General features: G+C 66.3%; 11 protein-coding genes. All 11 read right to left on the bottom strand.

Going from position 1 to position 10,922, the window contains the following annotated elements; translation table 11 throughout:
• The coding region (locus GF405_03420; GenBank protein MBD3367212.1) for a PAS domain S-box protein at positions 1-3,420 on the bottom strand (3,420 nt) is incomplete at its 3' end.
• Between the two features lie 25 nt (positions 3,421-3,445).
• Positions 3,446-4,471 (bottom strand): DUF1028 domain-containing protein, encoded by a 1,026-nt coding sequence (locus GF405_03415; GenBank protein ID MBD3367211.1) that lies wholly within the window; start codon positions 4,469-4,471, stop codon positions 3,446-3,448.
• An 82-nt stretch (positions 4,472-4,553) separates the two neighbouring features.
• Positions 4,554-5,360: a nucleotidyltransferase domain-containing protein gene (locus GF405_03410; protein ID MBD3367210.1), complete on the bottom strand. Its 807-nt coding sequence runs from the start codon at positions 5,358-5,360 to the stop codon at positions 4,554-4,556.
• Positions 5,361-5,451: 91 nt separating this feature from the next.
• Complete coding sequence (rpiA, locus tag GF405_03405; GenBank protein ID MBD3367209.1) at positions 5,452-6,147, bottom strand: ribose-5-phosphate isomerase RpiA; 696 nt, start codon at positions 6,145-6,147, stop codon at positions 5,452-5,454.
• 307 nt (positions 6,148-6,454) lie between these two features.
• On the bottom strand, positions 6,455-6,970 hold the full coding sequence (locus GF405_03400) for a ferredoxin:glutaredoxin reductase (GenBank protein ID MBD3367208.1): 516 nt from the start codon (positions 6,968-6,970) through the stop codon (positions 6,455-6,457).
• A complete protein-coding gene (locus GF405_03395) occupies positions 6,967-7,254 on the bottom strand; it encodes a glutaredoxin family protein (protein MBD3367207.1) in 288 nt (95 codons plus the stop codon). Before GF405_03395 ends, GF405_03400 begins: the two co-directional genes overlap by 4 nt.
• Positions 7,255-7,297: 43 nt before the next feature.
• Positions 7,298-7,789, bottom strand: coding sequence for a hypothetical protein (locus GF405_03390; protein ID MBD3367206.1), 492 nt, complete (start codon positions 7,787-7,789; stop codon positions 7,298-7,300).
• Between the two features lie 88 nt (positions 7,790-7,877).
• Positions 7,878-8,801, bottom strand: a complete 924-nt coding sequence (locus GF405_03385; GenBank protein MBD3367205.1) for an EamA family transporter — start codon at positions 8,799-8,801, stop codon at positions 7,878-7,880.
• A 29-nt stretch (positions 8,802-8,830) separates the two neighbouring features.
• Positions 8,831-9,316, bottom strand: a complete 486-nt coding sequence (locus GF405_03380) for a hypothetical protein (GenBank protein ID MBD3367204.1) — start codon at positions 9,314-9,316, stop codon at positions 8,831-8,833.
• Positions 9,317-9,618: 302 nt separating this feature from the next.
• The gene (locus tag GF405_03375; protein ID MBD3367203.1) at positions 9,619-9,909 is read right to left on the bottom strand and encodes a histidine kinase; all 291 of its coding nucleotides are present in this window, start codon (positions 9,907-9,909) and stop codon (positions 9,619-9,621) included.
• 11 nt (positions 9,910-9,920) lie between these two features.
• Positions 9,921-10,919 (bottom strand): dihydroorotate dehydrogenase-like protein, encoded by a 999-nt coding sequence (locus GF405_03370; GenBank protein ID MBD3367202.1) that lies wholly within the window; start codon positions 10,917-10,919, stop codon positions 9,921-9,923.
• Positions 10,920-10,922: the final 3 nt, after the last annotated feature.

Below are 10,922 nucleotides of genomic sequence, written 5' to 3'. Positions count from 1 at the left end.
GGGCGCCAGCACGAACGAGTAGGTCCGGTCGGAGACGTTCGCCTCCAGACGGCCGGTCCTCTCCCTTTTGTAGGCCCCCATCACCGTCTCGCGAAGCCGCGGCGGGAGGTAGTGGCCGACCTCACAGCCCCACTGGTCGAGAAGCCAGTCGGTCGCTTCGTTCGCGTACAGTATTCGCCCGTCCCGCTGGACACGGATCACGGGGTTCGGGTTCTCGGCCGGGAACCGCGCGATGCTCCTGACGTTCTCCTCGGCGCGCTTCCTCTTCGTGATGTCCTTGACGAACGCCTGGATGTACTGCTTCCCATCGAGCGTGAACGAGGTCAGGCCGACCTCCGCGTCGAACGGCGTTCCGTCCGCACGGCAATGGGTCCACTCGAAGGACTGGGGCTCGCCCTCCGAGACCGCTGACAGCTTCTCGAGAGCCTTGTCCCTGGAATCCCTTCCGTCCGGCTGAGTGTCCGGCGAGAAGTGATACGGCGGTCTCCCGACGATCTCTTCCCGCGAGCAACCGAACATCTCCAGCGCCCGCTCGTTGCAGTCGATGAACACCTCACCGTTCATCACGAGAATGGCGTCGTTCGCCCGGTCGAAGAGGAGCCGGAGCCGCTGCGTCCTCTCACGGATGGCCCGCTCGTTCTCCACCTGCTCCGTCGTATCGAGGATGAAGTTGAGCGTCGCCGGACGCCCGCCCCACTCGAACCGGACGGCGTTGATGCGCACGTGACGGAGGTCGCCCTGCTTCGTCACGACGCGGAATCCGTACTGGCTCTGCGGGTTCTCGCCGTTCAGTCGTCTCGCATGCCGCTCCGCCACCATCTCCCTGTCGTCCGGATGAATGAACTCGACGAACGACATGCCGCGGATCTCCGACTCGTCGTAGCCGAGGATGTCGACGAGACGGCGATTGAAGAACTTCAGGCGCCCGTCCTGAGCGACCGTGATCGCCTCGTCCGCGTTCTCTACGACCTGTCGGTAGTGCTCCTCGGACCTGCGGAGGGCCTCCTGGGCCTTCCAGCGCTCGGTCGTGTCGGTCGTGATGAGGCCGAGGCCGTCCCCCACCGGAAAGGCCTTGACGGAGTATCGCTTTCCGGCGAGCTCGCCGGCGGGGCTCACGTCGAACGCGCAATACGGGTCGCCTGTCCTGATCACCTCGACATAGCGGTCCAGCACACCGGGCTCCGTCGAGGGCGGATAGACCTCGCGCATGTTCAGCCCGACAAGCTGGTCCCTCGCGAGACCGAGCCGCCTGCACGCCTCAGCGTTGGCGTCGACCAGATTGAGGTCGGCGTCCCACAGCGTGAACGCGTCCGTCGCGGCCTCCATGAAGAGCCGCCGCTCCGCCTCGCTCTTCCTCAGGGCATGCTCGACCGACAGGATCTCACGCATGTCGTGGAAGTCCACGAGGATGCGCGGGTGGTCATGCTCCTCTGTCTTCAGCTGTGAGACCTTGAAGCTGACCGGAATCGTCTCCCCGGTCGCCGAGACGACGTGGAGAACGTAGGGCGCCGGCGTGTCTCCCCGCGCCGTCTCCGCGAACCCGGCCAGAGCGTTCTCGACATCCTCCGGGGCGATGAAGCGTTCCGTAAGTTCTTCGACGTCGTGACCGACCACCTCTTTCTCAGCCGCGCCGAGCAGCTCGAGCATCGCCGGGTTGACGTCGAGCACGCGCCCCTCGCGCGAGACGACGACGATGCCGTCCGCCATCGCCTCCATGATGCCCGCGCGTTCAGCGAGGGCCGCGACTCTCGCCTCCTCGGCGAGCTTTCGTTCCGTCACGTCGGCCACGAAATTGAGGGTCGCCGGACGGCCGTCCCAGGTGATGCGGGTGGCGTGAACCTCGCCCCAGACGACGCGCCCGTCCTCGGTCACACTCCGGTAGGTGTAGTCCTGGAGCACATCCTCACCGGCCAGCCGGTGCTGGTAGCGCTCCTTCAGGAGCTCACGTTCCTCCGGGTGGATGAAGTCGGTGAAGGGCCGCCCGACGAGGTCGTCCGGCGTGAGGTCCAGGGACGCCGCCCCCCTCGGGTTCACGAAGGCTATGACGCCGTCCTGGATGACGATGATAGCTTCGTGCGCGTTCTCGACGACCTCGCGGTAGTGCTCCTCCGACTCCCGCAGGGCTTGCTCGATGCGCTTGAGCTCGGTGACGTCGGTCACGCTGATGAACGCCGAGCTGCTCTTGGGCTCGAGCGTGACCGTCATGATGACGTTGAGCTTCTCTCCATCGAGTGTCTGGATGATGGTCCCGGCGCGGTAGCAGTTCCTGCCGTCGGCGACGGCCCGGGCCAGCCCGCAGATGAAGTCCATCGACTCAGGGCACGCGAAGCCCGCGACCGACTCCGGGAGCTCCTCGCGGGACGGCACGGCGAAGAGCCTCAGGCTCTCCCGGTTGGCATCGAGGATGCGCATGGTGCCGCACGCCCGCATGACCGCATCCGGATGCTCGACGCAGTACGCCCCCACGTCGCCCACCCCACGGTCTCCGAGTCGCAACACCCACTCCGTGAACCCGCTGAAATCGAGTTCACATAGTGACACGGCCGCGCCTTCGAAGATGCTGCGGTACCGGGCCTCCCCCGCGCGAAGACGCTCCTCTGCCGTCTTCAGGTCGTCGATGTCAAGCGCTATCTCAGCCCGGACCAGCCGGCCGTCCGGCCATTCGATGGCCTTGTCGATGCAGCGATACCAGTGGCGGTCGTTCTCGTTCCTGAACTCCCAGACGTACGATGTCCCCGCGTTCTCTCCGAAGATCCTGTCGTTCGTGCAGAAGGGGCAGGGTCCCTCTCTACCCTGCAGTGCCTCGTAGCACTTCCGGCCGGTGATGTCACCGAAGACCTCCTTGAGCGACTGGTTGATGAACAGGATCTCGTGCGTGTCGGGGTCAGCAACGTAGACGTACTCGTCGAGTCCCTCGAAGATAGATAGAAGCTGGCGCCGCTCACGGTCGGCCCGACTCTCCATGGTCTTTCGTTCGGTGACGTCGATCAGGAAGGCACGCACGGTCGGCTCGCCGTCATCGGACACCAGCTCGGCGGTCTCCTCGAGCCACCGGACGGAACCGTCCTTGCGCCGGATCCGGTATTCGATGTGAAGCGGGACGTCCTCACCTCGGACGAGGCGGGAGTGGTAGTCGAGCACCGATGCCGTGTCGTCGGCCAGAAGAACCCGCTCGGCGAGCTCCCCGGCGTTCATCGCGGCCAGTTCGTCGTAGGTGTACCCGGTGAGGGAGGCCAGGGCGCCGCTGGCGTGAACGAGGTCGGTTCCGTCGATGACAGCGATCGCCACCCCGGAACGTTCGAGCGCCCTCGAGCAGAACGCGGTCGGCTCGCGACCACACGGAGCCCGCTTCCCTGGATCCGAGGCACGGCCGTCGCCGGCCGCCTCGTGTCCTGAGCTGTCGATGCGGCCGTCGTCCATTCCGTGCCTCCGTCGTTTCAGCGCATCACGGTTCGACCGTGATCGCTTTGAACTCAGGGTCGTCGTACAGGGGCTCGAAGTCCGGATCCTCCGTCGCCCTGGGTCCGAGCGACGGCTCCTTCGAGACGGCGGTCCTCAGGTTCTCGAGAGCCTCCTCACGCATCCCGGCCCGCGAGTAGTAGCAGGCCAGGTGGTAGTAGGGTGCCCCCTTCTCCGGAGTCAGCGCGACGGCTTCGCGCCCGAGTCTGACCGCCTCGTCGTACGCCTCGAGCTCCACCAGCCGGTAGCCCTCGATGATGAGCGCCTGTTCCTTCCAGAGGTCGACCAGCCGTCTGAGCTCCGCGATCGGCTCCTCGTGATCGTCGACCCTCAGATCGCAGTACCGATCGCCGAAGCCTCCGTAGCCTGCGCCCTTCCGCTCAACGATGATCGCCGCCGACTGCACCCCCCGGGAATCGCCTCCGGCCGCCTGCGCCGCCTCGAGGCAGCGCATGAGACGCTCGACGAGCATCGTGCCGTTCGTCGCCTCGAACGTCTCCGCGAGCGAGTCCACGGTCGCACCGCTCACGAGGATGTTCCCCTGCGCCGCGTAGTTCGGACCCGTCCGGTGGCCCGCCCAGTCCATGCACTCGGAACCGGTGAACGACGCGGAGTGGCCCTCGGCGTCCACGATCCCGACCTGCCGGCGCTCCCGGTCATCGTCTCCGGCGAGGAGTTCCTCGAGCGTCTCCTCGACCGACATGCCGCTCTCAAGCAGCGCCAGACCGCGAGGCCCGAAGGTCGTGTTCCCGAACGCCTGCGTGGCGACGGCTCCGACCTCCGCCCTCGCCCAGGGAACGACGGCGCCGACGGCGAAGAACTTCGACTGCACGGCGACGCCGATGTCACCCGTCGACGGGTCGTATCCGACGATGGAGTAGGTCGCCACGGGCTCGGCCGCGCGGCTCAGGTGCCACGCGGGAAGCAGAAACAGCGACGTAAGGACCACTCCCGAGAGCACCTGTCGTCCCAGTCCATTGCAAAGAGCTGGCCAGAATCCTCGTTCACTCATCGCTATTCCTCCCTTGTGCCTGGACGCCGCATCGTCGCCCGTCGGGGACTGCTCCCATGGATCTTCGTATCCTGGAAGCCCCCTAGCGGTGGGGCCTCTCGTCGTCCTCCGCACTGAGGAAGCGTTCAGCCTCCTCGGCGGCCACCTCGAACCACGCCACGGCCTCCTCGAGACGCTCGTCGAGCTCACCGATATCGCCGACGAAGAAGAGCCGTTCAAGGCGTTTCACAACGTCGTGCGGGAAGTCGTAGTAGAGATAGCGCGTGTGGAACCTGTGCTGCGCCGGCGTGTAGCGCATGCGCAGAACCTCGATGAGCGGCCGGAGCGTCGTCCCGTGGAAGTAGCTGACGGCCTCGATGCCGTTCCCCCGCCGGAGTTCCTTCTCAACCATGACCCTGCCGAAGAGGCCGAACACCGTCCGCAGCGTCCCGAGACGGCGCCTGAGCGCTTCACGGTGCGCAGTCACGTCGAACGAGGCGGGCCTCGCGACACCGGTCTTGTCGAAGTGGACCTCGGGACTCCCGTGCATCTCAGGCTCGAGGAACTTATCGTCGGAGGAACGCTTGATGACGCAGAGATCAATCAGATGGAACGGGCTGGCCTCGCGGAGCTTCCAGAAGACCTGCGAGTGACCGTGCCATGCGGGCTCGGGCATGCGGAAGGCAAGCTCGATGGACGCGACCTCGTCGAGAGCCTCACGCGCCGTCTCGAAGGTCTCCTCGACCTTCTCGTCGTCGCACACGACCTGCAGGTCCAGATCGGACCATTCGTCGACGCGGCCGTGCGCCGCCGCGCCTCCCTCCCACATCGCATCGACGAACTCGAGCGGCTCGAGACGGTCGATGAGAGCGTCGACGATGCGCTCCCTGCCGATGTTCCCCTCTGTCATGGCAGCTCCCTCCGGTGGGTTCGTCAGACGTCCTCGACAGCTGGACGCGGGGCTCCCGGCCCGTGTCCGACCGTCGGACGCCTCATCCTGTCTACCTCGGTAGCGTTCTCACCCCGTCCGGGCTCCCGACGACTACAGCGTCGGCCATCCCGAGAAAAAGGCCGTGCTCCATCACCCCGGGAACCTCCCGGAGCACGCCGGCCAGGGCCTCCGGGTCGTCGATCGGACCGAACTCGCAGTCGAGGATCCAGTTCCCCTGGTCCGTCACGAAGGGCTCGGCGCCGCCCCGGAGCGCCGGCCGACCTCCGAGCGCCCGCACCTGCGTCGAGACGAACGACCTCGCGAACGGCAGCACCTCGACGGGCAGCGGCGCGCGCTCTCCCAGCCGGTCGACGTGCTTCGAATCGTCCACAATGACGATGAACCGCTCCGATGCCCCGGCGAGGATCTTCTCACGCAGAAGCGCTCCGCCCAGACCCTTGATAAGCTCGAGCCGATCGGTGAACTCGTCGGCGCCGTCGATGGTCACGTCGAGTCGCGGAATGCCGTCAAGCGTATCGAGCGTGAGGCCGCGCGAGCGCGCGACGTGCTCCGTCTGACGAGACGACGGGATGAAGACACACGAGGCGAGGTCGCCCGATGCGACGCGATGCGCGATGAGCTCGATGAAGTGGGCGACCGTGGAGCCCGATCCGAGTCCCACTCTGCCGCCGTCCTCGACGAACTCGAGCGCTGCCCGGGCGGCGGACTCCTTGAGGCTCTCGGCGTCGGTTGTTCGCTCCGTCATCCGATGCGCCCTCCCTTGCGGACGCTCGTTCGATCCGACGCTCGATCTGCCGGATCTGCCTCGACATGTCGTTCAAACGGTACTCGATCGAGTTGAGGATCCAGAACCGGAAGTGCCCGCTGTGGGTCTGCTTGCGGATCATCCAGAGGATCCTGACAGAGACGGGAAGCACGCCCAACTCGGTCGAGAAGAGCGGAGGGATGGGTACGTTCCAGTTCAGGACGTGCCGGGCGATGTCGAGAGATCGAGTGCCTCGGTGTCGTGGATCTGCCCTGTCGTGCCGTCGGCCACGTGCCTGTGCCTCCCGTTACCAGAACCTCTCGAACCGCTCCTTCTTCGCCTTGCAGATCGGACAGACCTCCGGTGCCTCGTCGCGAGCGCACAGATAGCCGCACACGCGGCAGCGCCAGACGGGCGTCGTGGTCTTCGCTCCGGATCCGGGGCCCGACCGCCGGCTGCGGTGCTGCGCCCGCTCTTCGCGGGAAGGCCTGCGTTCCGGTATCGACCGCAGCTCGCGCTCACCCTCGAGAACGTCCCCGCTGACATAGAGCGCGCAGTAGCACGTCCCGTACTCGGCCAGGTCCGGGTCACGGTAGTCGCACGGGCAGATGATGTCCAGGTCTTCCTTCTTCTCACCGTCCGCCAGTCGGCACGGGCACGACTGGTAGCCGTAGCGTCTTCTGTTCTGGAGGAGACCGTGGACGAGGCCGCGGACGAATCCGCGGTCGGGGTTCAGGTGGTATCCGCCCTCCTCGGCCTCCCGGTCGAGCTTCTCATGGAGCTCCTCGACCATCGCATCGGAGATCGTCTCCTGCTCGCTCATAGCCCCAGCTTCTCCTTGATGGTGTCCGGCTCAAAGCCCACGACCGGCTCATCGTCGATGACGACCGTCGGGAAGTTCACCCCCGGGTTCCACTTCTTCACTTCCTCGATCGCGCGTGCGCGTTCCTCTCCCTGGAGGAGGTCGACGTACGTGAAATCGAACGCCACGTCGTTGTCCTCGAGGAACTGACGCGTCTTCTTGCACCAGATGCACGTCGACAGCCCGAAGAACCTGCATGTGTGTTCGCTGTTCGAGCCCTCGACCCTGCCGGTCGCCTCGCTCATATGTGCCTCCCGTTGGTGGTCTTGTCCGCTGCGGCAGGTGTGCTCACCGCAGCCTGTAGGTCGATACGCTGATGGGACTCCCGTCCGCAGCGGGCCTGACCCTCAGAATCAGGCCGCTGCTCTCCGGCATTTCGTCGAGCAGCCGCTGCGTGAGCGGTCCGAGATCGAACACGGCGCGCCCGGTGGAGCGCCCCTCGCAGCCGGACTCACCGTCGGCGACGACGAACAGCTCACACGCCGGCGGGTCGGTTGCATCGAACACGGCCGTCGAGAAGGCGTCGATCCGGCCGACCGAGCACGCCCCCGGCGCCTCGATCTCGACGGCCAGACGCCCCCGCTCGACCCGCGCTGCCGTGACGAAGAGCGCGAGCGTCCCGCTCTCCGGCGGCCCGCCGATCGTCACCGGCCGTCCCGGATCCGCGGGCGGCGGCACGCGGCACGTCATAGCGCCGCATCCGCCGACGGCGACCGCGGCCGCGAGTCCGATGCAGACGACCAGCGTCCGCAGTACGATCCGTTTCCTGTTGCGCTTCACGTGCTCCCCCCACTGTCGATAGGCACGTTGCCCGAGAGCCCACCTGTCTTGTTGGGATGCCTGGAACAGCAGGCTGATTCGCCCCCCGTCAGGCGGCACCGGCTCCGCCGGAAAGGCCGGGCTCCACGGGTGTCGCCGGACCGCGCCCTGTGCGCTGGATGATGAGCCCGGCGACGATGAGCGCCAGGCCCGCCGGCGTCGACGCCAGAATCGGTTCCCCGACGACCGACCTGATGAACAGCAGCGACACAAACGGGGAGAGGAAGATGAGATACCCGACGCGTGACGCATTCTCCGACAGTCTGAGCGCTTTCAGCCAGAAGACGAAGCTGACGCCCATCTCGACGACCCCGACATAGAGTGCCCCAAGCAGCGCCGGTCCTCCGGGCGCCGTGATGCCGCCGATCGCCGCCGCGACGGCGACGAACGGGAGGCCCATCAGGAAGCAGAGAAAGAGCGATACGGTCGCATCCCGCTCGTCTCGGGTGTTCCCGATCCAGTAGAACGCCCAGATGATCGTGCTGCCCAGGGCCAGCGCGACACCGACGGGCTCGGCAACCCCGAATCCCGAAAGGTCGCCGCGCGTCGCCAGCACGACGACGCCCGAGTACGCCACCAGTCCCGCGATGACGTCGCGGCGCGACAGTCTCTGTCCGAGAAGCGGCACCGAGAGATAGGCCAGCGTCAGCGCCCACGTGTAGTTGAGCGGCTGAGCGAGCTGGGCCGGCAGCCGATCGTAGGCTTCGAAGAGGACGACGTAGTAGAGGAACGGGTTCAGGAGCCCCAGGAGCAGCGAACGTCTGTACTGGGCGGCCGTGCACCGGAACGCGCGCCGGAGCTTACCCCGGGCGGCCAGAATGCCCCCGAGGACGAGCACCGAGACGACGGTCGACCACAGCAGGAGCTCGAGCGGACTCTGGTATCGAAGAGCGATCTTGAACGCCGAGGCCACGGTCGACCACATGAGCACGGTCGCACCGGCATAGACATACGCGCGTCCCTGGTCGCTCATGTGCCTCCGTCAGGCCGGACGCCGGGGCCTCAGCCGTCGAGCGCCCGCACCACCTCGATGACCCTCTCGTTGCCTTCGTCGCTCAGTCCGAGACCGCCGAGTTCCGAGCGCAGCAACTCCAGCGAACCGCATCCGTAGAGGTAGCCGTTGAGTTTCGAGGCCGCGGTCGAGTGGATGAACTCCCGCTCCTTGTCGAAGTAGTGCATGAGGTCTCTCAGAACGACTTCCTCCCGCCGCAGGCGGTACTTCTGGTGATAGTCCTCGGCGTATGTGAAGCTCCTGAGCGGGAGCACGCGCGTCAGGACTTCCCGTCCGAGCTCGTCCTCGAGTTGCTCCTTCGACACCTCAGCGAGCTTCCTCTGCTCGTCGGAGTCATAGAAGACGGCCGCCATGTACTGTCGCGACCACGAACGCCGCGTGGGCGCGTGGCCTCTCCAGAAGACCTCCAGGAGCTCCTGGTACGACACCATCCGCGGGTCGTAGTCGAGCTGGACGGTCTCCGTGTGGTCTCCCATGCTCCGATACGTCGGACTCGCCGTCTCACCTCCGGCGTAGCCCACTCTCGTTCTGACGACGCCTGGAACGCACCCGAACCGGGCCTCGGCGCCCCAGAATCATCCGAACGCGAACGCCGCGGTCTCAACGATCCCGGGCGCCGCTGCATCGATCGGGGGAACGTCCGTCCGTGTCGCGTGTGCTGGACCGTCAACCGACACTGCGTCTTCTCCCACCGTTGCCGAGGTCCCGGCCGCGACCAGACCTACGATCGTAAGAACGACGAATGACGCCGTTCGTACCCGGCCGCCCGGATACGCGATCACGAGGCGCCCCCGCGCCGCCGGCGCTCCTTCTCCACGATCTCCTCGATCTTCCTCTCCTGCCATGACTCGCCGAACATACCGCCCCCGAACGTACCGACGGCATGGGCGACGAGACCGATGCCCCATCCGAAGAGTGGCCACACGAACCAGTAGTAGCCCGGTGAGGTCATCACGTTGATGATGAAGAGTCCCAGGTTCACGAGGAGATAGGTCACGAGATGGACATAGAATCCCTTGATCTCCTCAACACGTTGCCGGGCGCGTTCGTAGAGCTCCCTGTCGTCCACGTGTCCTCCTCTCAGGCCGCTTCGGTCTCTCCGACCGACATCTTCATGAACTGCACCCGCTCGATGGCCTCTCCCTGTCCGCTCGCCGATCGGCTCATCCGGCCCTTGAACGTGCCGATCACGGCGACCTCGTGAGCGTCCATCCAGCGTTCGACCTCTTTCAGGGTCGGCGCAATACGCTCGACCCCGCCCTTGTAGAGCGCCGAGCACATCTGAACGGCCGAGGCGCCGGCGAGGATCGCTCGGACGACGCCGCTCCCGTCGTGGACCCCCGTGCTCGCCGACAGATCGCAGCGCACGAGGCCCGAGAGGATGGAGATCCACCTGAGCGGTACGAGCAGCTCCTCGGGACCGCTCAGGTAGGGTCCGGGAACGACCTTCATCGAGTCGATATCGAAGTCGATTCGCGCGAACCGGTTGAAGAGGACCAGCGCGTCGGCCCCCGCGCCCGCGAGGTCGACGGCCATGCGCGCGAGGCCGGAAAACGAGCTCCCGATCTTGAGGGAGACAGGCACCTTCGCGACCCGTTGCACGTCGGAGAGGATGTCGATGTAGACCTGCTCGTAGTCCCGCCCGTCGCGCGTCGGGTCGGACGGCAGCACGTACACGTTCAGCTCGACGGCATCAGCGCCGGCCGCCTGGACCCTGTCCACGAACTCGACCCAGCCGCCCGGCGAGACGCAGTGCACACTGGCGATGACCGGGATGTCGACCGCTTCGTTCGACTCGCGAACGAGCCGGATGTAGTGGTCGACGGCGTTCTCGCGCCCGTACCGTGTGATGTAATCGGCGGCCTCGGCATGCTGGAACTCAAGCTCGCTGCCGGCGTCCTTGAGGTCCTCGAGCTGCGCGAGGATCTGCTCCTCGAAGATCGACTTGAGCACGACGGCGCCCGCGCCTGCGTCCTCGCACTTTCTGACGCCGTCGGCCGAGTCCGTAAGGCCCGAGCTCCCGACGATGATCGGGTTCCTGAGCGTGAGGCCCATGTAGGTTGTCGTGAGATCTGCCATGCA

It is taken from the genome of Candidatus Effluviviaceae Genus V sp. (genome assembly GCA_014728125.1).
Classification (GTDB): domain Bacteria; phylum Joyebacterota; class Joyebacteria; order Joyebacterales; family Joyebacteraceae; genus WJMD01.
Note: the sequence above shows the minus strand (reverse complement) of the source record. Positions and strands in the feature narration are given on the sequence as shown.